Origin of the sequence: Boudabousia liubingyangii, from assembly GCF_001907245.1 — a bacterium.
GTDB classification, from domain to species: domain Bacteria; phylum Actinomycetota; class Actinomycetes; order Actinomycetales; family Actinomycetaceae; genus Boudabousia; species Boudabousia liubingyangii.
The window spans coordinates 101,623-127,347 of the sequence record NZ_MQSU01000001.1 but is presented as its reverse complement, the minus strand read 5'-3'; the positions used below and the strand labels follow the sequence as shown (position 1 = coordinate 127,347).

The window sequence follows — 25,725 nt, the reverse complement described above, 5'->3', positions numbered from 1 at the left end:
CTGCCTTCGCTTAGCGTTTGAGGACGGTCGGGGCCGGCCCGCTACTCTTCGGCGGTGCGCTCACTTCGGGCATGGTGCCGTTGACGGATTGGCGGGCGGCCTGCAGGTACTTGCGCATGGTGGCGCCTGCGGTGGCCGGTTTCGGGCCGTCCCCAGTTCCATTTTCTAGTGCCGAGGCCGTGTAGAGCCGCAGTCCGGCCCGGTCCAGTACGACGGGTTCCCAAGCGGCGCTACTGGCGATCACCTGGTTCTTCCCGTTCAGGGTGAGCGTCGCGATTCCTACGACTCCGCTCTGGGTGAGGACCCCCTGGCTGGCGACCTGCGCGGAAATCAGGTTCCCGAGCCCGTAGAAGGCCCAGACGGGTGCGGGTCGACCGGGGACCTCGACTTTTCCGGCCTGTTGGGTGACGTGCGGGTGGTGCCCGATGACCAGGTCAGCGGCCCCGCTTTCGGCTAGGCGTTTGGGCCAGGCCTGCTGGTCATGTGAGGGTTCGGCCTGCCATTCCACCCCCGTGTGCATGGAGACGATCACCAGGTTCGCCCCGGCTTTTCGGGCTTTGTGGGCGTTTTCGATGGTCCGGTCCAGGTCGTTAATGTTGACGCGCCAGGGTTCGCGTTGTAGCTGGCTGATCGGCCAGGAGTTGTGCCCGTAGGTGAGGGACAGGTGCGCGATCTTGATCTTGCGGCCGCCTCGGTTGAGGACGTACATCTGGTAGGGCTGGTGTTCTGGGGTGAGGTTTGTGCCGGCCACACCCAGACCCGCGTCTTGCATCATCCGGACGGTGCGTGCAGCACCGGCTTCACCCTGATCCCAAGTGTGGTTCGAGGCGGTCGAGCACCCGTCATACCCGAAGTCCTTAAGGTCTTCGATCAGGCTGGGCGGGCCCGCAAACTTGGGGAAGTCTTGGATTTTCTGGTCACTGGTTGCGAAGGGGACTTCTAGGTGACACAGGGCCAGGTCGGCCCCGGAAATATAGGGTTTAAGCCCAACGGTCCGGTCTAGTAGGTGGACGGAGCCGTCGCGTCGGCGGGCGGCCTTGGCTAGCGGCCCGTGCGGCAGCATGTCGCCGGTCGCCGCGATGGTAATGGTTACGTCGGGGCCGTTGGCTTGGGTTTCTGTGCCCTTTTCTGCCGAGGGCGCGGCAGCATTTTCCGGGCTACTTGCGGTTGTTTCTGCGCTTGGGTTGGGGGTGCTGACCGGGTCCGGTGTGGCGGTGCCTTGGGGTGGGACGGTACCCGATGGGGTCGAGGCGCTGGCAGGGGAGTTAGAACTAGAGCTTCCCGGTGCCGGTAAGGTGCCTGTGCTGGAGCAGGCGGTGACCATAAGTGTCGAGACTACTAGGGCAGCCATGGTCAGGGAGCGCCCTCGGCGGGTGGCTGGAGTGTGAGAACCCTGCGCATTGGTGGCTGTGGCAGAGAAGCTACCTGAACCTGACTTCCCATTCGGGGAACCTGTGTGTGAAGCGCTATTCTTAGGGACTTCCGTATTTGCCTGCTGAACAAAACTCATGGGCGTTATTCTATCTAGAATTTTTGTTAACTAAGGCACAAGGTGGTATGATTTACCCCATGCGTAAACTAGGGGTAAAAGCTGGCATGGAAGGGAATTTGCGCCAGATTTCTACCTACTGGCGGGCCGCCCCCAAGACTACGTTTTTCTGGGCGGTACTCACCCTAGTCGCTCCCGTATTGCGCTTTCTGCTGTTCTTCAGCATGGGGGAGCTGCTGGCGGCGCTACTTAATCAGACTCCTTGGAAGACCTGGGCGGTAATTCTGACTGTGGTCTTAGTCGTTGAGCCCCTACTGGAAATAGCCAATGAGCTGGCCGCTGAATACCTGGGTAAGGAAGTAAACCGCTATTTCCAGGTCCAACTGGCACGGACCGTACTGGAACCCCAGCAGATTGATCTGCTTGAAGATCCAAACTTTAAGAAAAAGTACCTCTATCTATCGGCAGATAGTCGCGAATGGTTCTCTAGGGAGGGAACCTACGCGACCATCAGCATGTTCTCAAAGCGTGCTTTTGGCCTAGCGGCAGCCGTTTATGTAGCTTGGTGGCATCCGCTGGCCATGCTGATTCTGCTCACGTCCCTACTAATTGGTGCCAACGTGTTCGCAGAGTTCCTGCGTTCGTTGATTTCAGTCTTCACTGAAGAAAGTGGCGGTAATCAGACTAGGGCAGAGTACTTCAGGCGGCTAAACACCGAAAAGAGTTCCGCTCGGGAAATGAGGCTCTTTGGCCTGCAGAGCTGGTCCCTAGCTTTCTACATGAAACTTTGGCAGGAAAGCAAAAACAATCAGTGGCGTGAACGCCGCCGAATTCTGAACCGCACTATGTTGATCACGCTATTTAGCTTACTTGCGGCTGGGATCGTCTTTAGTTGGCTACTTTGGGATCTCTGGCATGGCTTGGTCTCGGCTGGTCTGGCTGCTTCTTTAATCGACGCTATGGACCGGATGGAGGGTCTGGGGCCGCAGGGGGACTGGTCAGAACAAAAAGCTACGCAGCAACGCAACCTCAAGGCCCTAGAAGAACTCCAGCAAATATCCCGGGCGGCGCAAGAGAGGTCAGCTAGCCAGCAGCTAGGTGACTCCGTCGAGTATTCCAAACCAGAATCCCGAAATGCCGCCGCATCAGCGGGGACGCCCGGAGGCGCCCTCGGCGTAGAAATCAATGACCTGCACTTCAGCTATCCCGGTAGTGAAGAAGAAGTCCTTAAAGGCTTAAACCTAAGTATTACGCCGGGAGAAAACCTGGCAATCGTAGGTCTGAATGGCTGCGGTAAATCAACCCTGATCAAACTGCTTTCGGGCCTATATCAGCCCACTGCGGGCACAATCATGGTTGGCGGTCAGCCCGCTACTCAAGCTGCTCAAAACGCCAGTATCTCCGTGATGTTCCAGGACTTCCCGCGCTATCACCTGAGCTTGGCAGAGAATATCTACCCAGAGCGGCTTTTAAGCCCTGAAGTAGCAGAGCAAGCGGTCAAGCAACTGAAGGAAGTTGGCGCGCAAGCGCTAGTGGAACGGATTCCGGATCCGGGCACCGTCATGAACAATGCCTATGAAAATGGCACGGACCTCTCGGGTGGGCAATGGCAGCGCGTGGCGCTAGCTCGGACGCTCTCCCAGGTCGCCCCTAATGCCAGTGGAACGGGGACGAAAACCACGGAACTTTCGCCCGCGGGTTTGCATACCTCGGAACTTTCACCCGCGGGCACTTCCGTAACTGGAAGTGAAGAGCCTACTCAGACGCAAGCCGGTCTGATCGTCCTCGACGAACCAACGGCCGCCCTAGACGTGCGGGTCGAAGCGGAACTTTTCGCCGATTTTAGGCGTCTGACCCAAAACCAGACCACCATCTTGGTGTCACACCGTCTTTCCACGGTGCGTCACGCGGACCGGATCGTGGTGATCGATGGGGGACAGGTTAGCGAATCCGGAACCCACGCGGAACTTTTAGCCGCCGGTGGGCTCTATGCTCAGCTATTCCAAAAGCAGTCCGAGCAGTATCTGCGCAGTGGCACCGTTGAAGCAGCCGAGGACGCAACCGCCCCCGAGGCTGGCCAGCCAGCACCCGGGGATACCACCTCGCCCTCCAATACCAACCAGTCATCACCGGAACCTACCAGCCCCGCGCCAGAAACCCGGGAGGCTTCACATGAATGAGCTAACCCGCCTGGGTCTAAAGGAAATCCGCCCCTACCTCAAAACTGCCTGGCGCCTTCACCCCAGCGCGCTCATCTGGGCGGTCGCGGAATACTTCTGGCAGGCCATGAGTGGCCTTAGCCCCTGGTTTATCACCCTGCTTGTTGCCGGCGTCGTTGCCAAGAATCTGGCCCTGTCAATCACCGCCCTAGCGCTGCTACTTTTCAGCCAAGTTGGGTCGACCTTCCTCGCTTTGATAGGTCTTAACGCCCGCATCTTGCTGATGGAAAAGCTGATCAACTACTACGATCACGACATCGCCCAGAAGATGAGTCACGTACCTACCCTCAAACTGCATGACGACGCCGAAGCGCAGTCCAAAGTCCGCGAAATGCTGGACCAAACCGGTCTGCTGGGCCAGGCCTTCAATATCCTGATGAACTCCCTCAGCATGATCTACCGACCCACCCTAGCGGTGGTTGGAGCCTTGCTGGTTGACTGGCGCTTAATCTTCGTGATTCTGGCGGCCCTGCCGCTGACCTATATGGGGAAGCTGTCCTCGAAGTGGGACGAGCAAGCCGAGGACGAATCCGCCCAAGGATCAAAACTGATCATCCACCTCGACCAAATAATCGCGGAAAGCAGTGCCGGCGCAGAAATCCGCCTCCGCCAAGCCCAGCCAGCCTTCCTTGAGCGCATCAGCGCCACTATGCAAGCCTGGCTTGGCCCGTTCGTTAAGGCAGCCTTGAAGGGTAAAGTTTTCGAATCCCTCGCCTTTACCTTCTATTCCGTCGTTTCCGTGGTCATGCTCTGGCACTACATCGCTTTAGTTCAGGCTGGTACCGTCAGCGTCGCCACCCTTTCCGGCGTGATTGCCGTCCTGCTGACCATGCAGCGCGCCTTCCTTAACATCTCTTACCAATGGTCCAGCCTGACCCGAGTCCTACGCATCGTTGGGCGCTACCGCTGGTTCTGCGATTACATTTCAGACGAGGACGCCGCGCACCAAAGCACCCAAAACCTACCTACTGCGGGTAAGGGTTGGCCGATTGAGCTTAAGCACCTAAGTTTCAGCTACCCGCAGGCAGAAAAACCTGCCCTCAAAGATCTAAACCTAAGTCTCCAACCCGGCCAAGTGATCGCCGTGGTTGGGGAAAACGGTTCGGGAAAAACCACCCTAGCGAACCTGCTACTAGGAATGTATGACCCGACCGAAGGAGAAATCCTAGTTGGCGGAAAGCCTTTAAGCGCCCTCGACCTAGAAACCTGGCGTAAACACGGGTCGGGCGCCTTCCAAGACCACCATAACTTTGAACTGACCCTGCGGGAGGGGATCGAACTAGGTGGTATGAATCTACCCGAGGGCGTAGAGCCCCTAAGCGTGGAAGAGGCCCTTAGCGCTGCGGGCGTCCCGGAATTCCCCGCCACTTTGCCGCAGGGGCTGGATACCGAACTGGGTAAGGAAAGGGGAGAGCGGAACCTCTCTGGCGGACAGTGGCAGCGCATAGCTATTGCTAGGGGGATGGTGCATCCTAGCCCGGCACTGCTGATCCTCGATGAACCGACCAGTGCCATGGATGCCCTGGCAGAAACCGCCCTGTTCGAAAGCTACGCCCGCTCGGCACAGAATGTTCGTGCGCACGGTGGGATCTGCCTACTCATTACCCACCGCTTCTCCACGGTGTCGAATGCCGACCTCATCGTTGTCCTCGATAAAGGCCAGATTAGAGAAGTCGGTACCCATGAAGAGCTCATGGCGAAGCAGGGACTGTATGCGGAACTGTACGAAATGCAGGCGGGACAGTACCGTTAGGGAGGAACTAGTGAGCCGGTGCACTTGCCCCTACCTTGACGCTGTTGACGCTTCTTTGATAGTCTTGCACTCGGTGCCCGCCACCTGCGGGCCCTAGTTTCGTTACCAGTTTGACTGGTACGCGGGCTCCATGCTTCGTCGGAGCTCCGGACGTCACCCTACGGGGTCAGGCGGGCCGGCCCTTACTGCGGAGCAGTGTGCGCGCAGAATATAGGGCAAACAGGTCGCGCATTAGTTTAAGTAAATGTCCGAAAATCTAAAAGACGGAGAAATAGTGCCTACTATTCAGCAGCTGGTCCGTAAGGGCCGCAGCGTGAAGCGCTCCAAGGTCAAGACCCCCGCGCTAAAGGGCTCGCCCCAGCGTCGCGGTGTTTGCACCCGCGTTTACACCACTACCCCTAAGAAGCCGAACTCCGCGCTACGTAAGGTTGCCCGTGTGCGCCTTTCCAGCGGAATCGAAGTTACCGCCTACATCCCCGGTGAAGGCCACAACCTGCAGGAACACTCGATCGTATTGGTCCGCGGTGGTCGTGTTAAGGACCTCCCCGGTGTCCGTTACCGTATCGTCCGTGGCGCGCTAGACACCCAGGGTGTCCGTAACCGCCAGCAGGCTCGTTCCCGCTACGGCGCAAAGAAGGAGAAGAAGTAATGCCACGTAAAGGCCCAGCTCCCAAGCGCCCCCTAGTTGTAGATCCCGTATACGGCTCTCCCGTTGTCACCCAGCTCGTTAACCGCGTGCTGCTAGACGGCAAGAAGTCCGTTGCGGAACGTATCGTTTACGGCGCCCTCGAGGGCGTTCGCGAACGTAGCGAACAGGATCCGGTAACCGTACTCAAGCGCGCTCTGGACAACATTCGTCCGGCCCTTGAAGTTCGTTCCCGTCGTGTTGGTGGGGCAACCTACCAGGTCCCCGTCGAGGTGCGCGCCTCCCGCGCCACCACCCTAGCTCTACGCTGGTTGGTGGACTACTCGCGTCAGCGTCGTGAAAAGACCATGACCGAGCGCCTCATGAACGAAATTCTCGATGCTTCCAACGGCCTAGGTGCTGCTGTCAAGCGTCGTGAAGACATGCACAAGATGGCGGAGTCCAACAAGGCCTTCGCTCACTACCGCTGGTAATCCATCTAAGGAAGGGCGTATTCCGTGGCACTTGAAGTGCTTACAGACCTGAAAAAGGTCCGCAACATCGGCATCATGGCACACATCGATGCTGGTAAGACAACCGTAACCGAACGTATTCTGTTCTACACCGGTATTAACTACAAGATCGGTGAAACCCACGATGGTGCATCCACCACCGACTGGATGGAACAGGAAAAAGAGCGTGGTATTACCATTACCTCCGCAGCTGTTACCTCCTTCTGGAAGGGTAACCAGATCAACATCATCGACACCCCCGGTCACGTTGACTTCACCGTAGAGGTTGAGCGCTCCCTGCGCGTCCTCGACGGCGCCGTCGCCGTGTTCGACGGTAAGGAAGGTGTTGAACCCCAGTCCGAAACCGTATGGCGTCAGGCTGACAAGTACAACGTTCCGCGTATCTGCTTCATCAACAAGATGGACAAGCTAGGCGCAGACTTCTACTTCTCAGTACAGACCATTAAGGATCGCTTGGGTGCCAAGCCGGTCGTAATGGAACTGCCCATCGGCGCAGAAAACACCTTCGAAGGTGTTGTCGACCTACGTCGTATGCAGGCTGTCCTATTCCCCGAGAAGGACGAAAACGGCAACGAAACCCGTGGCTCCCTAGTGACCTACGCGGACATTCCTGCCGACCTACAGGAAAAGGCTGAAGAATACCGCGAAGCCATGATCGAAGCCGCTGCTGAAGGCAGCGAAGAACTCATGGACAAGTACCTAGGCGGCGAAGAGCTAACCGACGAAGAAATCGTCGAAGGCATTCGCAAGCAGGTAATCGCCGGCGAAATCTTCCCTGTTTACTGTGGCTCCGCCTTCAAGAACAAGGGTGTCCAGCCGGTCCTAGACGCCGTCATCGACTTCCTACCCTCACCGCTAGACATTCCCGACGTGGAAGGTCACGCAGTAGGCAACGAAGAAGAGACCCTAACCCGTGCAGCTAAGGAAGAAGAGCCCTTCTCAGCTCTAGCCTTCAAGATTGCTGCACACCCCTTCTACGGCAAGCTAACCTTCATCCGCGTTTACTCCGGCTCCGTCGAAGCAGGCGCACAGGTTGTCAACTCCACCAAGGGTAAGAAGGAACGCATCGGTAAGATCTTCCAGATGCACTCCAACAAGGAAAACCCGGTGGACGTGGCACACGCTGGTCACATCTACGCTGTTATTGGCCTAAAGGACACCACCACTGGTGACACCCTATCCGCCATTGACAAGCCGATCATCCTAGAATCCATGACCTTCCCGGAGCCCGTTATTCACGTGGCTATCGAACCGAAGACCAAGGGTGACCAGGAAAAGCTCGGCGTTGCTATTCAGAAGCTAGCTGAAGAAGACCCGACCTTCACCGTCCGTCTAGACGAAGAAACCGGCCAGACCGTTATCGGTGGTATGGGCGAACTTCACCTAGACATCCTCGTCGACCGTATGCGTCGTGAGTTCAAGGTTGAAGCTAACGTGGGTAAGCCCCAGGTTGCCTACCGCGAAACCATCCGCAAGTCGGTTGAAAAAGTTGACTACACCCACAAGAAGCAGACCGGTGGTTCCGGTCAGTTCGCTAAGGTTCAGGTCAGCTTTGAACCCCTACCGATGGACTCCGAAGAAATGTACGAGTTCGTCGACCAGGTTACCGGTGGCCGTATTCCTCGCGAATACATCCCGTCCGTTGACGCTGGTATCCAAGAAGCAATGCAGAACGGTGTTCTAGCTGGCTACCCGCTAGTTGGAATCAAGGCAATCCTCGTCGACGGTGCATACCACGACGTTGACTCGTCAGAAATGGCGTTCAAGATTGCCGGTAACATGGTTCTGAAGGAAGGCGCCAAGCGCGCCAACCCGGTCCTCCTCGAGCCCATCATGGCCGTGGAAGTCCGTACCCCCGAAGAGTACATGGGCGACGTTATTGGTGACCTTAACTCCCGTCGTGGTGCTATCCAGTCCATGGATGACATCGCCGGCGCTAAGGTTGTCCGCGCTCAGGTACCGCTATCGGAAATGTTTGGTTACGTCGGTGACCTGCGTTCCAAGACGCAGGGTCGCGCGATGTACACGATGACCTTCGACTCCTACGCGGAAGTTCCGCGTAACGTGGCTGAAGAAATCATCGCTAAGAACCGGGGCGAATGAGTCCCACCCGGGATGTGACGGTGTCTTTAGTGGATGCCGTCACTTCCCACCAGTAAAATAATCAATCTGGTAGGCACTCATCGCCTTTAGGTGTTACGCTAATATCTGCCTAAGGCTGAGAAAACAATCTACCCTAGTCCAGGAGGACACAAGTGGCAAAGGCCAAGTTCGAACGCACTAAGCCGCACGTTAACATCGGTACCATCGGTCACGTTGACCACGGTAAGACCACGTTGACTGCAGCAATCACCAAGGTTCTACACGACAAGTACCCGGACCTAAACGAATTCACCCCCTTCGACCAGGTCGACAACGCTCCTGAAGAGCGCGACCGTGGTATTACCATCAACGTTTCCCACGTTGAATACCAGACCGAAAAGCGTCACTACGCTCACGTTGACGCCCCGGGCCACGCCGACTACATCAAGAACATGATTACCGGTGCAGCTCAGATGGACGGCGCTATCCTAGTAGTTGCCGCCACCGACGGCCCCATGGCTCAGACCCGCGAGCACGTTCTACTAGCCAAGCAGGTCGGCGTTCCTTACCTACTAGTCGCCCTAAACAAGGCCGACATGGTTGACGACCCCGACATGCTAGAACTAGTTGAAGAAGAAGTTCGTGACCTACTAAACGACCAGGGCTTCGACGGCGACAACGCTCCCGTTGTCCAGGTTTCCGCTCTAAAGGCTCTAGAAGGCGACGCTGAATGGGCCGCTAAGGTTGCCGAACTAATGGAAGCTGTCGACGAGAACGTTCCGGAACCGGTTCGTGACATGGACAAGCCCTTCCTAATGCCGATCGAAGACGTCTTCACCATTACCGGCCGTGGCACCGTTGTCACCGGTCGTGTGGAACGTGGCAAGCTAGCCATCAACTCCGAAGTTGAAATCCTAGGTATCCGCGAACCGCAGAAGACCACCGTTACCGGTATCGAAATGTTCCACAAGCAGATGGACGAAGCATGGGCCGGCGAAAACTGTGGCCTATTGCTACGTGGCACCAAGCGTGACGAGGTCGAACGTGGTCAGGTTGTTGCTCAGCCTGGCACCATCACCCCCCACACCGAATTCGAAGGTCAGGTCTACATCCTGAAGAAGGAAGAAGGCGGACGTCACAAGAGCTTCTACAGCAACTACCGTCCTCAGTTCTACTTCCGTACCACTGACGTGACCGGCGTTATCACCCTGCCTGAAGGCAAGGAAATGGTTATGCCTGGTGACACCACCGAAATCTCCGTGACCTTGATTCAGCCCATCGCCATGGAAGAAGGCCTCGGCTTCGCTATCCGTGAGGGTGGCCGCACCGTTGGCTCCGGCCGTGTTACCAAGATCATCAAGTGATCTAGTAGCTAGCTAAAACGTTAGAGGGTGACTCCTTTGGGGGTCACCCTCTTCGTTTATTTAAAAATCGAAAAGTACCGCTTTCCGCACCATACGGCCAGAAGTCGTCGCTGGTAGGGGAGAGTGGGTAAGCGAGGGGATATAGGCCTATGGTCTACCTCACCTTGCAATCGCGACACGCGCGAGCGCGGGGTACGGGAAATCACATCACATCGGACTTGCATTTCCCTTGATTTACTGCGAGACTTGAACAGTTGCCTAGAAATATACCTAGGTTGCTTACGGTCGTGTGCCTTAGTTTCATGCTAAGCCGCATTTGACCCACGTTGTTTTGATGAAACAAGTCGTGGATATCGTTCGGGAACGAACGCAATGGCATTACTTGTTTAAGTACGAGAGAGGTAAGACCGCATGGCGGGACAAAAAATCCGCATTCGGCTCAAGTCTTATGACCACGAGGTCATTGACAGCTCGGCACGTAAGATCGTCGAGACGGTACAGCGCGCAGGCGCAACCGTCGTAGGCCCCGTGCCCCTGCCGACTGAGAAGAACGTCTTCGTTGTAATTCGTTCTCCCCACAAATACAAGGACAGCCGTGAGCACTTTGAAATGCGTACTCACAAGCGTCTAATTGACATTATTGACCCAACGCCCAAGGCAGTAGATTCACTTATGCGTCTAGATCTGCCCGCTGACGTAAACATCGAGATTAAGCTCTGAGGAACCTGTAATGACTACGAACTCCAAGCAAGCGACTGCGCCCGTTAAGGCGCTAATCGGTCGTAAGCTCGGCATGACCCAGGTCTGGAACGAAGACGGTCGTCTCGTTCCCATCACGGTTGTGCAGGTGGACACCAACGTTGTTACGCAGGTGCGCACCCTGGACACCGACGGTTACACCGCGGTCCAGCTGGGCTTTGGCCAGATCGATACTCGTAAAGTGACCAAGCCGCTAGCCGGTCACTTTGAAAAGGCAGGGGTCGCCCCTCGCCGTCACCTAACTGAAATCCGCACTTCGGATGCTGAAGAATACTCCCTTGGTCAGGAACTAGGCGCAGATACTTTCGCCGCTGGCACCAAGGTTGACGTATCCGGCACCACTAAGGGTAAAGGTTTCGCCGGTGTTATGAAGCGCCACGGCTTCGCCGGTGTTTCATCCTCCCACGGTGCTCACCGCAACCACCGCAAGCCCGGTTCGATTGGTGCTTGTGCAACTCCTGGACGTGTGTTCAAGGGTCTGCGCATGGCTGGTCGTATGGGTGGTGTGCGCCGCTCCGTCCAGAACCTAACGGTCCACGCTGTTGACACCGAGAAGGGCCTGCTGCTGATTTCCGGCGCAATTCCCGGTCCTAAGAACGGCGTCGTCGTGGTCCGCTCCGCAGTGAAGGGTGCGTGATTATGGCTAACATGACCGTTGAAATCCTCGACTACGCGGGGAAGGCAGCCGGCAAGGCCGAACTGCCCGGTGAAGTTTTTGATGCTGTCACCAACATTCCGCTCATCCACCAGGTTGTCGTTGCACAGCTAGCCGCCGCCCGTCAGGGTACCCACGCGGTTAAATCTCGCGGTGAAGTCCGCGGTGGTGGGCGTAAGCCTTACCGTCAGAAGGGAACCGGTAACGCCCGTCAGGGTTCAATCCGTGCACCTCACTACACCGGCGGTGGCATTGTCCACGGTCCGCAGTCGCGTTCCTACGCACAGCGCACCCCCAAGAAGATGAAGGCTGCTGCTCTACGCGGCGCTCTGTCCGATCGCGCTCGCGCTGGTCGTGTACACGTCGTTACCGGTTTCATCGGTGATGACAAGCCTTCCACCAAGGCAGCTCTAGAGAGCCTACGCAACGTGATTGGTAACCGCACCGCGGTTGTCGTCTGCGATCGTGATGATCAGCTAACTCAGCTATCACTACGTAACGCCCCTGAGGTCCACCTACTATGGGCCGACCAGCTAAACACCTACGATGTGCTGGTTCAGGACGACGTTATCTTCACCGAGCAGGCACTGGCAGCCTTCCTTGGCAATGACAAGGAGGAATCCAAGTGAGCCTCGAACTTTCGCGTAACCCCCGCGACATCATCATCAAGCCGGTCATCACCGAAAAGACCGCGCCGCAGGAAGACCAGGGTAAGTACACCTTCATCGTGGACCCCAAGGCCAACAAGACCGAAATCAAGATCGCTATCGAAAAGATCTTCGGTGTCAAGGTTGCCTCGGTAAACACCCTGAACCGTCCCGGCAAGACCGTCCGTACTCGGACCGGCTTTGGTAAGCGTAAGGACACCAAACGCGCGGTTGTAACCCTGCGTGAAGGTACCATCGACTTCGGCGCGCTGATCGGCTGAGAAGCCGTCGAAAGGTAGAGATAAATTATGGGAATTCGTAAATATAAGCCGACAACTCCGGGTCGCCGCGGTTCGTCTGTGGCGGACTTCGTTGAGATTACTCGCACCACTCCCGAGAAGTCTCTGGTACGCCCACTAACCAAAACTGGTGGTCGTAACAACAATGGTCGCGTGACCTCACGTCACCGCGGTGGTGGGCACAAGCGTGCTTACCGCGTCATTGACTTCCGTCGCCATGACAAAGATGGCATCCCGGCAACCGTTGCCCACATTGAATATGACCCCAACCGCACCGCTCGCATCGCTCTGCTTCACTACGCAGACGGCGAAAAGCGCTACATCCTAGCGCCGGCCAAGCTGGTTCAGGGTGCTCGTATCGAACAGGGCCCCAACGCCGACATCAAGCCCGGTAACAACCTACCGCTACGCAACATCCCGCTGGGTACTGTTATCCACGCTGTGGAACTGCGTCCCGGTGGCGGCGCTAAGATCGCCCGTTCCGCTGGTGTCTCTGTACAGCTAGTCGCTAAGGAAGGCCGCTTCGCTCAGCTGCGTATGCCCTCCGGCGAAATCCGCAACGTTGACGCTCGCTGCCGTGCGACCGTTGGCGAAGTTGGTAACGCTGAACAGTCCAACATCAACTGGGGTAAAGCTGGCCGTATGCGTTGGAAGGGCAAGCGCCCCCACGTACGTGGTGTTGTAATGAACCCGGTTGACCACCCGCACGGTGGTGGTGAAGGCCGTACCTCTGGTGGTCGTCACCCGGTTAGCCCCTGGGGTCAGCCTGAGGGTCGTACCCGCAAGAAGAACAAGGCGAGCGACAAGCTGATTGTCCGCCGTCGTCGGACCGGCAAGAAGCGCTGATAGGGGATTATCATGGCACGTAGTTTGAAAAAAGGCCCCTTCGTTGATGAGCACCTTTACAAGAAGGTTGACGCTCAGAACGAAGCTGGCACAAAAAATGTAATCAAGACCTGGTCGCGTCGGTCGGTTATCACCCCTGATTTCTTGGGGCACACCTTCGCCGTCCACGACGGGCGGAAGCATGTACCGGTGTTCGTCACCGAATCCATGGTTGGTCACAAGCTAGGCGAATTTGCGCCTACTCGTACCTTCCGTTCACACGACAAGGACGACCGTAAGGGCCGCCGCCGCTGAGGCGCGTCTTAACAGGAAGAAAGAGGCAAAATATGGAAGCCAAGGCGAAGGTGCGCTACCTGCGCGTCACGCCCCAGAAGGCGCGCCGTGTTGTCGACGTCGTCCGCGGTAAGCGCGTTCTCGACGTCCTAGACATTCTGCAGTTTGCGCCGCAGGCCGTCGCAGTAAACGTCCGCAAGTTGGTCGTTTCCGCGATGGAGAACGCTCGTCAGGCCGCTCAGGCAGCCGGCGAAAAGTTCAATGAAGGGGACCTATACATCAAGGAAGCTTTCGTTGACGAAGGCCCGACCATGAAGCGTTTCCGTCCGCGTGCCCAGGGCCGCGCCGGACGCATCAACAAGCGGACCTGCCACATCACCGTGGTTGTTGACGACGTAAACAACAAACAGGAAGGAACCAAGTAATGGGCCAGAAGGTTAACCCCACTGGGTTCCGCCTAGGAATCACCACCGACCACCGTTCTCACTGGTTCGCTGACTCGACCAAGCCTGGTCAGACCTACGCGGACTACGTAAAGGAAGACGTTGCGATTCGTCGCCTCCTACAGGAAGGCCTGGAACGCTCCGGGATTTCCCGTGTGGACATCGAACGCACCCGCGAGCGTGTCCGCGTTGACCTACACACCGCCCGTCCGGGTATCGTGATCGGTCGTCGTGGCGCCGAGGCGGACCGCCTACGTGGTCAGCTAGAAAAGCTAACCGGCAAGCAGGTTCAGCTAAACATCCTCGAGGTCAAGAACCCCGAGATCGACGCTCAGCTTGTTGCTCAGGGTATTGCTGAACAGCTATCCGCTCGTGTGTCATTCCGTCGTGCAATGCGTAAGGCAATGCAGTCCGCCATGTCCGCTGGCGCCAAGGGCATCCGTGTCCAGTGCGCTGGTCGTCTAGGTGGCGCGGAAATGTCCCGCTCTGAGTTCTACCGTGAAGGCCGCGTGCCGTTGCACACCCTTCGCGCGAACATTGACTACGGCTTCTTCGAGGCCCACACCACCTTCGGTCGTATTGGCGTGAAGGTTTGGATTTACAAGGGCGATGTCACCGAAAAGGAGTTCGCACGCCAGCAGGCAGAAGCAGCTCCTCGCGGTCGTCGCAATGACCGTCGCGGTCAGCGCCGCAACTCGCAGCGCAATGCCGGATCTGCCCAGCAGAACCAGGCAGCCGCCACTGAGAAACCTACGGAGGCCTGAGTCGTGCTTATTCCCCGTCGGACAAAGTTCCGCAAGCAGCACCGTCCTAACCGCCACGGCGTGGCTAAGGGCGGCACCGAGATCGCATTCGGCGACTACGGTATCCAGGCTCTCGAGCCGGCTTACATCACCAACCGACAGATTGAAGCCGCTCGTATTGCCATGACCCGTCACGTCAAGCGTGGTGGTAAGGTATGGATCAACATCTTCCCTGACCGCCCGTTGACCAAGAAGCCTGCTGAAACCCGTATGGGTTCCGGTAAGGGCTCCGTTGAATGGTGGGTTGCAAATGTTAAGCCGGGTCGAATCCTTTTCGAACTCGGTGGTGTTCCTGAGCCCCTGGCACGTGAAGCTATGCTTCGCGCAATGCACAAGCTCCCGATGAAGACCCGTTTCGTGGTCCGTGAGGGTGGTGAAGCCTGATGGCTAACTCAAACCTGTCAGCTGTAGAGCTAGACAAAATGGACGACGACCGTCTCCGCGAAGAACTCGATAAAGCAAAGACCGAGCTCTTCAATCTGCGTTTCGCGCAGGCCGCTGGTGCGACCGAATCTGCTGGTCGCATCCGCCAGGTCCGACGTGATATTGCACGCATTTACACCATTGCGCGCGAACGCGAATTGAACATCCGTACCGCACCGACTGTTAAGTGAGCCCAAAAATGAGCGAAAATACCACTCCCGAGCGCAATGAGCGCAAGGTTCGCAGCGGCTACGTCGTTAGCGACAAGATGGACAAGACGGTTGTTGTTGAATACATCGACCGCGTAAAGCACCCGCTTTACGGTAAAGTTGTACGTCGGACCAGTAAACTAAAGGTTCACGACGAAGGCAATATTGCTAAAGTTGGAGACCTGGTCCGCGTGATGGAGACCCGTCCGCTATCCGCAACCAAGCGGTGGCGTCTGGTCGAAATCATTGAGAAGGCAAAGTAAAACCTGCTTTCTATTGTAATAATCCGTTCGGCTAGGCTCGGGTAAGACCGAGAACCGGCACGACGACAGGAGTCATAAGAATGATCCAGCAAGAGTCGCGACTTAAGGTCGCCGACAACACCGGTGCAAAGGAAATCCTCTGCATCCGCGTGCTCGGCGGCTCGGGTCGGCGTTACGCAGGCATTGGCGACACCATTGTTGCCACTGTCAAGGACGCCATTCCCGGCGGCAATGTTAAAAAGGGAGACGTCGTAAAGGCGGTAATCGTGCGTACCCGCAAGGAACGCCGCCGTCCTGACGGTTCCTACATCCGTTTCGATGAGAATGCAGCTGTCATCCTAAAGAACGACGGCGAACCGCGTGGCACCCGCATCTTCGGTCCAGTTGGACGCGAACTGCGTGACAAGAAGTTCATGCGCATCGTCTCGCTCGCCCCGGAGGTGTTGTGATGGGAGCAAAAATTAAGAAGGGTGACCTAGTAGAGGTCATCGTTGGTCGTCCCTCGGACGCCAAGAAAATCGAAGCCCGCAATGCAACCCGCGAAGCCAAGGGTAAGGCTCCTCTTACCCCCGGCGACAAGGGCAAGCAGGGCGTTGTAATTGAAGTACTACGCGAAACCAACCGCGTGGTTGTTGAGGGCGTTAACGTCCGCACCCACCACGTACGCCAGGGGCAGTCAGCTCAGGGCCAGGTTACCGGTGGTATCGAACACCGCGAAGCACCCATCCACGTTTCCAACGTGGCTCTGGTTGACCCGGACACCAAGAAGCCCGTACGCGTTGGCTTCAAAGAGGTCCAGGTTGAGCGCGACGGCCGTGTTCGCACCAAGCGCGTCCGCGTAATCCGCGGCGGCGAAAACGATGGTAAGGAGATCTGATATGACTGAAGCAACTCCTCGCCTAAAGGCCAAGTACGATAACGAAATCGTTGCCAAACTACGTGACGAATTCAAGCACGCTAATGCCATGGAAGTTGGCGGTCTAGTCAAGATCGTCGTCAACATGGGTGTCGGAGAAGCAGCACGCGACTCCAAGCTCATGGAAGGCGCCATCCGCGACCTAACCGCCATCACCGGCCAGAAGCCGCTTGTTACCAAGGCACGTAAGTCCATCGCACAGTTCAAGCTGCGCGAAGGTCAGCCGATCGGTGCACACGTCACTCTACGTGGCGCACGTATGTGGGAATTCTTGGACCGTTTGCTGTCCACTGCTCTTCCCCGTATCCGTGACTTCCGCGGTCTGAACCCGAATCAGTTCGACGGTAACGGCAACTACACGTTCGGTCTAACCGAACAGTCCATGTTCCATGAGATTGACCCCGATTCCATCGACCGCGTTCGCGGCATGGACATCACCGTGGTCACCTCAGCGAAGACCGACGAGGAAGGACGCGCCCTACTGCGTCACCTCGGCTTCCCGTTTAAGGAGAACTGAGAATGGCTAAGACCTCCCTCAAAGTCAAGGCCGCCCGCAAGCCCAAGTTTGCGGTCCGTGCCTACACCCGGTGCAACCGTTGCGGTCGTCCCCGCTCCGTGTACCGCAAGTTCGGCCTTTGCCGTATCTGCCTACGTGAGCTAGCCCTAGCCGGCGAACTCCCTGGCGTAACTAAGAGCAGCTGGTAACAACTACGTCGCAGGTCCAACGGCGATAAGCGCCGTTCGGAAACCCCGACGAGGAAGGGCATCGCCCAAATGTCTATGACAGATCCAATCGCAGATATGCTTACGCGTCTGCGTAACGCTAACTCGGCGCAGCACGAGTCGGTTTCCATGCCGCACTCGAAGCTGAAGGCTGCCATCGCGCAGATCCTTGAAGCCGAAGGATACATTCTTGGCTCAGAGGTTGAGGACGCCCGCGTGGGCAAGACCCTCACCCTAAAGCTGAAGTACGGCAAGAACCGCGAACGCGCCATCTCCGGCGTCAAGCGCGTTTCCAAGCCCGGCCTTCGCAAGTATGCCAAGTCAACCGACCTGCCCAAGGTTATGGGTGGCCTAGGTGTGGCAATTCTGTCCACCTCTTCCGGCCTACTCACTGACCGTGAAGCAGCTAACAAGGGTGTCGGCGGGGAAGTCCTCGCCTACATCTGGTGAGATAGGAGGAATCAGATATGTCTCGTATTGGACGACTTCCAGTCTCACTACCCGCTGGCGTCGAGGTTAAACTCGAAGGCCGCGAACTAACCGTAAAGGGCCCCAAGGGTCAGCTACAGCACGTCATCCCGGAACCCATTGAGGTTGCGATTGACGGCTCCGAACTGACCGTTTCTCGCCCCAACGACGAGCGCAAGTCCCGCTCGCTACACGGCCTCACCCGTACCCTAATCCAGAACATGGTCCTCGGCGTTACCCAGGGCTTCGAAAAGAAGCTCGAAATCGTCGGTACCGGTTACCGTGTTGTGGCCAAGGGTAAGGACATTGAATTCGCACTCGGCTTCTCGCACCCGGTTCCCGTGGCTGCACCTGAAGGCATCGAATTCAAGGTTGAAGGCCCCACCAAGTTGACCGTTGCCGGCATCGACAAGCAGCTTGTCGGTGAGGTAGCCGCCAACATCCGTAAGATCCGCAAGCCCGAACCCTACAAGGGCAAGGGTGTCCGCTACGCAGGCGAACAGGTCCGCCGCAAGGTCGGAAAGGCAGGTAAGTGATAATGGCTTACACCGTAAAGGGAAAGGGCAAGGCAGTTGCCCTAAAGCGTCGTCACCAGCGTGTCCGCAAGACCGTGTTCGGTACCCCCGAACGCCCGCGTTTGGTGGTTCGTCGTTCGAACCGTCACATGGTTGCGCAGATCGTCGACGATACCGTCGGTCGTACCCTAGCAGCTGCTTCCACCCTGGAAGCTGACCTACGTGGTTCAGACCTAAACAAAACCGATGCCGCACGCAAGGTTGGCGAACTACTCGCCGATCGCGCCAAGGCTGCCGGTGTTGAAGCGGTCGTATTCGACCGTGGCGGAAACAAGTACCATGGCCGCGTCGCGGCCGTCGCAGACGGAGCCCGCTCTGGCGGGTTGAGCCTGTGATCGCGAAGAGAAGGAAGAGGGCACACTGATGGCTGCACAGCAGCGAGACAGGAACGGCCAGTCCGCCGAAAATCGCGACACAGAGCGTCGCGAGCGTCGGGGACGCCGAGAAGAACGTCGTGGCAACAAGGGCCGCGAAGAAAAGAACCAGTACGTAGAGCGCGTCGTTACCATTAACCGCGTCTCCAAGGTCGTCAAGGGTGGTCGTCGCTTTAGCTTCACCGCACTAGTCGTCGTTGGTGATGGTGAAGGTACCGTCGGTGTTGGCTACGGAAAGGCGAAGGAAGTACCCGCAGCTATTGCTAAGGGTGTTGAGGAAGCAAAGAAGAATTTCTTCCGCGTTCCCATGATTCGCCGTACCATCACTCACGTCACCCAGGGTGAAGATGCTGCAGGTATCGTCCTGCTGCGTCCTGCCGCTCCCGGTACCGGCGTTATCGCCGGTGGCCCGGTGCGCGCCGTCCTGGACTGCGCGGGTGTGCATGACGTCCTCAGCAAGTCGCTGGGTTCGTCCAACGCAATCAACATCGTGCACGCGACCGTCAAGGCGCTAAAGCAGCTCGAACAGCCGGAAGGCGTGGCAGCTCGCCGTGGCCTACCGCTAGAACGCGTTGCTCCTGCAGGTATGCTGCGGGCCCGCGCCGAAGGCGAAGCGGAACGTAAGGAAGCAGCAGAAAAGGCTGAAGCCGAAGCTGCTGCAGCAGGGGTGAGTAACTGATGACGAACCTGAAGATTACCCGCGTCCGTGGTGACGTAGGTGCCAAGCAGAACCAGCGCGCTACCATGCGCACCCTGGGCCTGCGCAAGATTGGTCAGTCCACCGTTCGTGAGGACAGCGAACAGCTGCGTGGTTACCTACGCGCTGTAGCTCACCTCGTCAAGGTAGAGGAGGCCAACTGATTATGGCAGCTAAGAACACCGAAGCAGTCGAAACGACTGAAGAAAACGTTCAGGTCCTACGCGTACACCACCTGCGCCCGGCACCCGGTGCCAAGCGCAAGAAGATCCGCGTTGGTCGTGGTGAAGGCTCCAAGGGTAAGACCGCGGGTCGTGGTACCAAGGGTACCAAGGCACGTTACCAGGTCCCCCAGGGCTTCGAAGGTGGCCAGATGCCTATGCACATGCGCCTACCTAAGCTCCGTGGTTTCAAGAACCCCTTCCGCACCGAATACCAGGTTGTGAACTTGGACAAGCTTTCTGCTCTCTTCCCCGAGGGCGGCAAGATTGGTGTTGAAGAACTAGTGGCAGCGGGCGCCGTCCGCAAGGGCCAGCTAGTTAAGGTTCTAGGCACCGGCGAAGCCAAGGCAGCCTTTGAACTAGAGGTCGACGCCTGGTCGGCCTCCGCAAAAGACAAGGTCGAAAAGGCCGGCGGGTCTCTAACCCTCCGCTGATCGTCCCGGTAGGGCGGTTCGCAAATGCGGACCGCCCTTCCTTTTGTCTTAAATTAGGGATATCCCAGATAGCTGGTTAGAATATCCTCATCGACCCATGCCCAACCTCGGGCAAACCCAGAAATCCTATTTAGGAGGTAGCGTGCTTAGCGCATTCGCACAAGCCTTCCGGACGCCGGACCTACGGCGTAAATTACTATTTACGCTGTTCATCATGGCACTATTCCGGGCAGGTACCTTCATCCCCACACCCGGTGTTTCCGTGCACAACATTAACCAGTGTATGGCCCAGTCTGAGGGTGCCGGTCTACTTGACCTCGTGAACCTATTCTCCGGTGGCGCACTAATGCAGCTATCAATCTTCGCCCTGGGCATCATGCCTTACATTACGGCGTCGATTATCATCCAGCTGCTCCGCGTCGTGGTTCCGCGCTTTGACGACCTCCACAAGGAAGGACAGGCCGGACAGGCCAAGCTAACGCAGTACACGCGTTACCTAACCATCTTCCTATCGGTTATGCAGGCTACCGGCTTCATTTCCCTGGCCCGCTCAGGTCGAATGTTCCCCGGCTGCCAGGAAAAGATCATCCCGAACGAATCCGTATGGGTCTTCATCGTCATGATCATCGTCATGACTGCAGGCTCCTCCTGCATCATGTGGCTAGGCGAAGTCATTACCGATAAAGGCATCGGTAACGGCATGTCCCTACTGATCTTCACCTCGATCATCGCCCGCCTGCCCTCCCAGCTCTTCAACATTGGCGCCACCGCAGAAAACGGCGTCATCAAGGTCCTAGGTATCATCGCCCTAATCATGGCGATCACCCTAGCCATTGTCTTCGTTGAACAAGCTATGCGTCGCATCCCCGTACAGTACGCCAAGCGTATGGTCGGCTCGCGCATGTACGGTGGTTCCGCCACCTACATCCCGATCAAGATCAACATGTCGGGCGTTATCCCCGTCATCTTCTCCACCTCGATCTTGGCCATGCCCATGATGATCGCCCAGTTCGGTGACCCGACCAAGCCCTGGGTACAGTTCATCATGCGCTACTTCCAGCAGCGCTCCTGGCTGTACCTGCTGCTAGACGCACTACTAATCATCTTCTTCTCCTTCTTCTACACCCAGATCACCTTCGATCCCGACGAGGTAGCAGACAACATGAAGAAGTACGGCGGCTTCGTACCCGGCGTCCGCGCTGGTCGACCCACCGCCGACCTACTGCGCTACATCATCAACCGCATCACCACTGCTGGTTCCCTATACCTAGTCCTCGTGGCCATGATCCCCGTGTTGGCACTAATCCCCATGGGCATCACCCAAGGACAGCTCCCGTTCGGTGGCACCACCCTCCTGATTATCGTCGGTGTTGGCCTCCAGACGGTTAAAGAAGTAAACGCACAACTGCGTCAACATCACTATGAAGGATTCCTCCGATGACCCGTATGATTTTGATCGGCCCTCCCGGTGCCGGTAAAGGTACCCAGGCAAAGCACATTGCCGAACGCCTAAACATCCCTCACATCTCCACCGGCGAGATCTTCCGCCGCAACATTACCGAGGGTACTGAACTAGGAGTCCGCGCGAAGTCCTACATCGACAAGGGCGAATACGTACCCGACTCAGTCACCAACCCGATGGTTGAAGCTCGACTAGCTGCTCCCGACACTGAGAACGGCTTCCTACTAGACGGCTACCCCCGTACCGTCGCCCAGGCCCGTGTCCTACACGAAGCCCTAGCTTCCATGGGCTCCGAACTAGACCTAGTGCTAGAAATCGACGCCGACCTTGACGAGGTCGTAAAGCGCATGCTGCACCGTGCCGAACTCGAGCACCGTCCGGATGATACCGAAGACGTTATTCGTCACCGCCTTGAGGTTTACACCGAACTGACCGAACCCATGGCCACCTACTACGAAGAACACGACCTATTGCGTCGCGTCGACGGAAATGGGACCATCGAAGAGGTCACCGCTCGTATCGATCAGATCCTAGACGAGCTCTAAACAACTTTCGGTTAAGGGCCGGGCCAATCAGGTTCGGCCCTTAACGCTACCTACTAAGAGGGGAAACATGGTTCGCTTCAGAGACAAAGTCAACCCGAAGATGCCCAAAGAAATCGGGTTCATGCGCGAAGCCGGCCTAGTGGTCGCCAAAATTCACCAGGCGCTACGCGAAGCCGCCAAACCTGGAATGGCCACCGGCGAACTAGACCAAGTCTGCCGCGACGTTATTAAAGCTGAGGGAGCAAAATCCAACTTCCTCAACTATCACGGTTTTCCGGCCACCGTCTGCATCTCCGTAAACGACGAAATCGTCCACGGAATCCCCGGTAGTCGAAAACTGGAAGCGGGCGACCTCGTCAAATTTGACTGCGGTGCGTACGTAAACCGGGAAAATAAGCAGTGGCACGGTGACGCGGCCTTCTCCATGATCATTGGCGGGGAAGAAGCAGGCAGCCAAACCGCTCGCGAACTAAACGAAGTAACCCAGACCGCGCTCTACGAAGTAATCCGCGAACTAGCGAAGGGCGCCCAAACCCTAAACGCAGTAGGGGATACCGTCGAAATGGTCGTCGCCGAACGCGCCATCGACTACGGCTGGGAAGCGGGCATCGTAGAAGAATACGTAGGGCACGGTATTGGCAATGCCATGCATGAAGCCCCCGATGTTTACAACTATTCCGTGCGCGGCAAGCTAATGAAGCTCCGCCCGGGACAGGTATTCGCGATCGAACCCATGCTGACCGCCGGAGACCCGGACAACTCCACCGACGATGACGGCTGGACCGTGCGAACCAAAGATGGCTCTCTAGCCTGTCAGTGGGAGCACACCGTTGCTATCATGCCCGGGGGAGTGTGGGTGCTCACGGCCCTGGACGGGGGAGCGGAGATTTTAGCTCCTGCTGGACTAAAACCGGTTACTTTGCCCGGCGTGGTGACTGATTAGACAGCCTAGCCGGTTGCTTATTGGGCAGAAAACTAATAACCTTGTTCGTTGGGTGTTCCTATTCCGGGAGAGATCTCTGTCTAAGGAGCCGTCTTCAACGAAAAGCGTTGGAGGTACCCAAGAAATTGAGAGTAGTCGGAGTATATGGCTAAAAAAGACGGTGTAATCGAAGTCGAGGGAACAGTTGTTGAAGCTCTTCCCAACGCGATGTTCCGCGTGGAACTACAGAACGAACACATCGTGCTAGCGCACATCTCAGGAAAGATGCGTCAGCACTACATTCGAATCCTCCCTGAGGATCGAGTAGTGGTGGAGCTCAGCCCTTACGATCTCACCCGAGGTCGTATCGTCTACCGATACAAGTAAGAACTAGACACAGGCGCCGCCACAATAGCGGCGGCGGAGGTACAACATGAAGGTCAAGCCGAGTGTCAAGAAGATCTGTGACAAGTGCAAGGTGATTCGTCGCCACGGCAACGTCATGGTTATTTGTGACAACCCCAGGCACAAGCAGCGCCAGGGCTGAAAATCCCTGACTGCTTTCCCCCAAAGGGAACGAAATAGCGTTTCACCAGCCACCCGCTAAGCGGTGCAGCCCTCGGTTTCGGAGGCCGAGGCCGGACTTAAGAACTGTCCGGAAGGTGAGGCGACGACCTCCGATCACATAGGAGAAAAAATGGCACGTATTGCCGGTGTGGACCTCCCGCGCGAAAAGCGCTTGGAGATTGCCCTCACTTATGTTTACGGCGTAGGGCGTACCCGCGCAAAAGAAACTCTGGACGCTACTGGGGTTTCCCCCGATGTTCGCGTTAAGGACCTAACCGAAGAAGACTTGGTTAAGCTCCGCGACTACATCGAGTCCAACTACAAGGTCGAAGGTGACCTGCGCCGTGAGGTACAGGCTGACATTCGCCGTAAGATTGAAATCGCTTCCTACCAGGGTCTGCGTCACCGTCGTGGCCTACCCGTTCGTGGGCAGCGCACTAAGACCAACGCTCGTACCCGCAAGGGCCCGAAGCGCACTGTCGCAGGTAAGAAGAAGTAGTAGGCGGCTGAGCGTATTAACGCCAGTTCGATGATCTTTTAGGAGAAGATATGCCCCCCAAGACTCGCGCCGCGGCAGCTCGTAAAGGCCGCCGTAAGGAACGCAAAAATATTGCTGTAGGTCAGGCTCACATTAAGTCCACCTTCAACAACACCATCGTCTCGATCACTGACCCCACCGGTGCAGTAATCGCTACTTGCTCTTCAGGCCAGGTTGGCTTCAAGGGCTCACGTAAGTCCACCCCCTTCGCTGCCCAGCTAGCTGCTGAAGCTGCTGCAAAGCGCGCTCAGGAACACGGCATGAAGAAGGTCGACGTATTCGTTAAGGGCCCGGGTTCCGGTCGCGAAACCGCGATCCGCTCCCTCGGCGCTGCCGGTCTAGAGGTTGGCACCATTCAGGATGTCACCCCCCAGGCACACAACGGCTGCCGTCCGCCCAAGCGTCGTCGCGTCTGATTCGCTGGGGAACTCACAGGTTCCTACGTCCGCTTCGGGGATTCGCCATATTTCCGAAGCAACCTTGAAAAAATCCTCCGTGGACCAACGGTCCACAGTTCAATATCTCGATGTCATATGGCGGGCATCGGGTGAGGAAAGGAAATCGACGTGCTAATTGCACAGCGACCCACTTTGACTGAAGAAGTTGTGAACGAACGGCGCTCCCGCTTCGTTCTCGAGCCGCTTGAGCCCGGTTTCGGCTACACCCTAGGTAACTCCCTGCGTCGTACCCTGCTGTCATCCATCCCGGGTGCTGCGGTTACCTCCATCCGTATCGATGGCGTGCAGCACGAGTTCTCTACCATTGAAGGCGTGAAGGAAGACGTCGCACAGATCATCCTTAACATTAAGCAGATCGTGCTGTCCTCTGACAATGATGAGCCGGTAGTAATGTACCTGCGTCAGACTGGTGAAGGTGTTGTTACCGCTGGTGACATCACTCCGCCCGCCGGTGTGGAAATCCACAACCCGGAACTAGTCCTAGCCACCCTAAACGAACAGGGTCGTCTAGAGATTGAACTAACCGTGGAACGTGGACGCAGCTACGTCTCCGCCGCGCAGAACAAGCGCGACGATGCCGAAATCTCCCGCATTCCGATCGATTCGATCTACTCTCCGGTACTAAAGGTCACCTATAAGGTGGAAGCCACCCGTGTGGGCCAGCGTACCGACTTTGATCGTCTAATCGTTGATGTGGAAACCAAGCCCGCTATCAGCCCCCGTGATGCCCTAGCTTCTGCTGGCACCACCCTCGTGGGACTCTTCGGTCTCTGCAAGGAACTGAACGTGGAATCCGAAGGTATCGACCTGGGTGAATCCCAGACCGATAACGCCCTAGCCGCGGATCTAGCCCGACCGATTAAGGAACTGGGTCTACAGCCGCGCTCCATGAACGCCCTACACCGCGATGAAATCAACACCATCGGCGAACTAGTCGCGCGTTCAGAAGCAGATCTACTTGACATCCGTAACTTCGGTGCCAAGTCGATCGAGGAAATCAAAGAGAAACTGGCCGCCTTCGGGATGGCTCTAAAGGATTCTCAGATGCCCACGCTCGGAGAAGGCGAAACCCCCTCTTCCATTCAGTTCTCCGATGACAACATCGGCTGACCATACTTAAATCTTTAAGGAGAAACTACT

At 57.0% G+C, this 25,725-nt stretch carries 36 protein-coding genes; 35 read left to right on the top strand and 1 reads right to left on the bottom strand.

Going from position 1 to position 25,725, the window contains the following annotated elements; all coding sequences use genetic code 11:
• Positions 1-10 precede the first annotated feature (10 nt).
• On the bottom strand, positions 11-1,510 hold the full coding sequence (locus tag BSR28_RS00670) for a CapA family protein (RefSeq protein ID WP_073713031.1): 1,500 nt from the start codon (positions 1,508-1,510) through the stop codon (positions 11-13).
• A gap of 59 nt (positions 1,511-1,569) precedes the next feature.
• Here BSR28_RS00670 and BSR28_RS00665 point away from each other — a divergent pair, with 59 nt between their 5' ends.
• The 35 genes from BSR28_RS00665 to BSR28_RS00495 all read left to right on the top strand — a co-directional run bounded on the left by BSR28_RS00665 (position 1,570) and on the right by BSR28_RS00495 (position 25,695).
• On the top strand, positions 1,570-3,669 hold the full coding sequence (locus BSR28_RS00665; protein ID WP_233120575.1) for an ABC transporter ATP-binding protein: 2,100 nt from the start codon (positions 1,570-1,572) through the stop codon (positions 3,667-3,669).
• Positions 3,662-5,461 (top strand): ABC transporter ATP-binding protein, encoded by a 1,800-nt coding sequence (locus BSR28_RS00660; RefSeq protein ID WP_073713029.1) that lies wholly within the window; start codon positions 3,662-3,664, stop codon positions 5,459-5,461. The genes BSR28_RS00665 and BSR28_RS00660 overlap by 8 nt, the downstream gene beginning before the upstream one ends.
• Positions 5,462-5,735: 274 nt before the next feature.
• Complete coding sequence (gene rpsL, locus BSR28_RS00655) at positions 5,736-6,110, top strand: 30S ribosomal protein S12 (RefSeq protein ID WP_071163687.1); 375 nt, start codon at positions 5,736-5,738, stop codon at positions 6,108-6,110.
• Positions 6,110-6,580 carry a 30S ribosomal protein S7 gene (gene rpsG, locus BSR28_RS00650; RefSeq protein ID WP_073708597.1) on the top strand — a complete coding sequence of 157 codons (471 nt, stop codon included), beginning with the start codon at positions 6,110-6,112 and terminating at the stop codon, positions 6,578-6,580. The genes rpsL and rpsG overlap by 1 nt, the downstream gene beginning before the upstream one ends.
• Positions 6,581-6,604: 24 nt before the next feature.
• Positions 6,605-8,722, top strand: a complete 2,118-nt coding sequence (fusA, locus tag BSR28_RS00645) for an elongation factor G (RefSeq protein WP_073708598.1) — start codon at positions 6,605-6,607, stop codon at positions 8,720-8,722.
• Positions 8,723-8,874: 152 nt separating this feature from the next.
• Positions 8,875-10,065 (top strand): elongation factor Tu, encoded by a 1,191-nt coding sequence (gene tuf / locus BSR28_RS00640; RefSeq protein ID WP_073708599.1) that lies wholly within the window; start codon positions 8,875-8,877, stop codon positions 10,063-10,065.
• Between the two features lie 411 nt (positions 10,066-10,476).
• On the top strand, positions 10,477-10,785 hold the full coding sequence (rpsJ, locus tag BSR28_RS00635; RefSeq protein ID WP_058237857.1) for a 30S ribosomal protein S10: 309 nt from the start codon (positions 10,477-10,479) through the stop codon (positions 10,783-10,785).
• 10 nt (positions 10,786-10,795) lie between these two features.
• Positions 10,796-11,461, top strand: coding sequence for a 50S ribosomal protein L3 (gene rplC, locus BSR28_RS00630; RefSeq protein ID WP_073708600.1), 666 nt, complete (start codon positions 10,796-10,798; stop codon positions 11,459-11,461).
• 2 nt (positions 11,462-11,463) lie between these two features.
• Positions 11,464-12,108, top strand: a complete 645-nt coding sequence (gene rplD / locus BSR28_RS00625; RefSeq protein WP_073708601.1) for a 50S ribosomal protein L4 — start codon at positions 11,464-11,466, stop codon at positions 12,106-12,108.
• Complete coding sequence (gene rplW, locus BSR28_RS00620; RefSeq protein ID WP_073708602.1) at positions 12,105-12,407, top strand: 50S ribosomal protein L23; 303 nt, start codon at positions 12,105-12,107, stop codon at positions 12,405-12,407. The genes rplD and rplW overlap by 4 nt, the downstream gene beginning before the upstream one ends.
• A gap of 27 nt (positions 12,408-12,434) precedes the next feature.
• Complete coding sequence (gene rplB, locus BSR28_RS00615; protein WP_073708603.1) at positions 12,435-13,271, top strand: 50S ribosomal protein L2; 837 nt, start codon at positions 12,435-12,437, stop codon at positions 13,269-13,271.
• A 12-nt stretch (positions 13,272-13,283) separates the two neighbouring features.
• Positions 13,284-13,565, top strand: coding sequence for a 30S ribosomal protein S19 (gene rpsS / locus BSR28_RS00610; protein ID WP_071163696.1), 282 nt, complete (start codon positions 13,284-13,286; stop codon positions 13,563-13,565).
• Positions 13,566-13,597: 32 nt separating this feature from the next.
• A complete protein-coding gene (gene rplV, locus BSR28_RS00605) occupies positions 13,598-13,969 on the top strand; it encodes a 50S ribosomal protein L22 (protein WP_073708604.1) in 372 nt (123 codons plus the stop codon).
• Positions 13,969-14,751, top strand: coding sequence for a 30S ribosomal protein S3 (rpsC, locus tag BSR28_RS00600; protein ID WP_073708605.1), 783 nt, complete (start codon positions 13,969-13,971; stop codon positions 14,749-14,751). The genes rplV and rpsC overlap by 1 nt, the downstream gene beginning before the upstream one ends.
• Before the next feature lie 3 nt (positions 14,752-14,754).
• Positions 14,755-15,174: a 50S ribosomal protein L16 gene (gene rplP, locus BSR28_RS00595; protein ID WP_073708606.1), complete on the top strand. Its 420-nt coding sequence runs from the start codon at positions 14,755-14,757 to the stop codon at positions 15,172-15,174.
• Positions 15,174-15,404, top strand: coding sequence for a 50S ribosomal protein L29 (gene rpmC, locus BSR28_RS00590; protein WP_073708607.1), 231 nt, complete (start codon positions 15,174-15,176; stop codon positions 15,402-15,404). The genes rplP and rpmC overlap by 1 nt, the downstream gene beginning before the upstream one ends.
• Positions 15,405-15,412: 8 nt before the next feature.
• Positions 15,413-15,685, top strand: coding sequence for a 30S ribosomal protein S17 (gene rpsQ / locus BSR28_RS00585; protein ID WP_073708608.1), 273 nt, complete (start codon positions 15,413-15,415; stop codon positions 15,683-15,685).
• Positions 15,686-15,765: 80 nt separating this feature from the next.
• Complete coding sequence (gene rplN, locus BSR28_RS00580; protein ID WP_071163702.1) at positions 15,766-16,134, top strand: 50S ribosomal protein L14; 369 nt, start codon at positions 15,766-15,768, stop codon at positions 16,132-16,134.
• Positions 16,134-16,562, top strand: a complete 429-nt coding sequence (rplX, locus tag BSR28_RS00575) for a 50S ribosomal protein L24 (protein WP_073708609.1) — start codon at positions 16,134-16,136, stop codon at positions 16,560-16,562. Before rplN ends, rplX begins: the two co-directional genes overlap by 1 nt.
• A gap of 1 nt (position 16,563) precedes the next feature.
• Complete coding sequence (gene rplE, locus BSR28_RS00570) at positions 16,564-17,118, top strand: 50S ribosomal protein L5 (protein WP_073708610.1); 555 nt, start codon at positions 16,564-16,566, stop codon at positions 17,116-17,118.
• 2 nt (positions 17,119-17,120) lie between these two features.
• Positions 17,121-17,306: a type Z 30S ribosomal protein S14 gene (locus BSR28_RS00565; RefSeq protein ID WP_073708611.1), complete on the top strand. Its 186-nt coding sequence runs from the start codon at positions 17,121-17,123 to the stop codon at positions 17,304-17,306.
• 69 nt (positions 17,307-17,375) lie between these two features.
• Positions 17,376-17,774 (top strand): 30S ribosomal protein S8, encoded by a 399-nt coding sequence (gene rpsH / locus BSR28_RS00560; RefSeq protein ID WP_073708612.1) that lies wholly within the window; start codon positions 17,376-17,378, stop codon positions 17,772-17,774.
• Positions 17,775-17,791: 17 nt separating this feature from the next.
• Positions 17,792-18,328: a 50S ribosomal protein L6 gene (gene rplF, locus BSR28_RS00555; RefSeq protein ID WP_073708613.1), complete on the top strand. Its 537-nt coding sequence runs from the start codon at positions 17,792-17,794 to the stop codon at positions 18,326-18,328.
• Between the two features lie 2 nt (positions 18,329-18,330).
• Positions 18,331-18,702, top strand: coding sequence for a 50S ribosomal protein L18 (gene rplR, locus BSR28_RS00550; RefSeq protein ID WP_073708614.1), 372 nt, complete (start codon positions 18,331-18,333; stop codon positions 18,700-18,702).
• A gap of 28 nt (positions 18,703-18,730) precedes the next feature.
• Complete coding sequence (rpsE, locus tag BSR28_RS00545) at positions 18,731-19,420, top strand: 30S ribosomal protein S5 (RefSeq protein ID WP_073708615.1); 690 nt, start codon at positions 18,731-18,733, stop codon at positions 19,418-19,420.
• The gene (rpmD, locus tag BSR28_RS00540; protein ID WP_073708616.1) at positions 19,420-19,602 is read left to right on the top strand and encodes a 50S ribosomal protein L30; all 183 of its coding nucleotides are present in this window, start codon (positions 19,420-19,422) and stop codon (positions 19,600-19,602) included. The genes rpsE and rpmD overlap by 1 nt, the downstream gene beginning before the upstream one ends.
• A gap of 2 nt (positions 19,603-19,604) precedes the next feature.
• Entirely contained in the window at positions 19,605-20,093 is a 489-nt protein-coding gene (rplO, locus tag BSR28_RS00535) for a 50S ribosomal protein L15 (RefSeq protein ID WP_073708617.1), read from the top strand.
• Positions 20,094-20,235: 142 nt separating this feature from the next.
• Positions 20,236-21,534: a preprotein translocase subunit SecY gene (gene secY / locus BSR28_RS00530; protein WP_073708618.1), complete on the top strand. Its 1,299-nt coding sequence runs from the start codon at positions 20,236-20,238 to the stop codon at positions 21,532-21,534.
• A complete protein-coding gene (locus BSR28_RS00525; RefSeq protein WP_073708619.1) occupies positions 21,531-22,100 on the top strand; it encodes an adenylate kinase in 570 nt (189 codons plus the stop codon). Before secY ends, BSR28_RS00525 begins: the two co-directional genes overlap by 4 nt.
• A 67-nt stretch (positions 22,101-22,167) precedes the next feature.
• Positions 22,168-23,043 carry a type I methionyl aminopeptidase gene (gene map / locus BSR28_RS00520; protein WP_073713028.1) on the top strand — a complete coding sequence of 292 codons (876 nt, stop codon included), beginning with the start codon at positions 22,168-22,170 and terminating at the stop codon, positions 23,041-23,043.
• Between the two features lie 144 nt (positions 23,044-23,187).
• Positions 23,188-23,409, top strand: a complete 222-nt coding sequence (gene infA, locus BSR28_RS00515) for a translation initiation factor IF-1 (protein ID WP_071163714.1) — start codon at positions 23,188-23,190, stop codon at positions 23,407-23,409.
• A gap of 46 nt (positions 23,410-23,455) precedes the next feature.
• Entirely contained in the window at positions 23,456-23,569 is a 114-nt protein-coding gene (gene rpmJ, locus BSR28_RS00510; RefSeq protein WP_003790577.1) for a 50S ribosomal protein L36, read from the top strand.
• A gap of 150 nt (positions 23,570-23,719) precedes the next feature.
• Positions 23,720-24,088: a 30S ribosomal protein S13 gene (gene rpsM, locus BSR28_RS00505; RefSeq protein ID WP_073708621.1), complete on the top strand. Its 369-nt coding sequence runs from the start codon at positions 23,720-23,722 to the stop codon at positions 24,086-24,088.
• A 50-nt stretch (positions 24,089-24,138) separates the two neighbouring features.
• Positions 24,139-24,543: a 30S ribosomal protein S11 gene (gene rpsK, locus BSR28_RS00500; protein ID WP_073708622.1), complete on the top strand. Its 405-nt coding sequence runs from the start codon at positions 24,139-24,141 to the stop codon at positions 24,541-24,543.
• Between the two features lie 150 nt (positions 24,544-24,693).
• Positions 24,694-25,695 carry a DNA-directed RNA polymerase subunit alpha gene (locus BSR28_RS00495; protein WP_073708623.1) on the top strand — a complete coding sequence of 334 codons (1,002 nt, stop codon included), beginning with the start codon at positions 24,694-24,696 and terminating at the stop codon, positions 25,693-25,695.
• Positions 25,696-25,725: the final 30 nt, after the last annotated feature.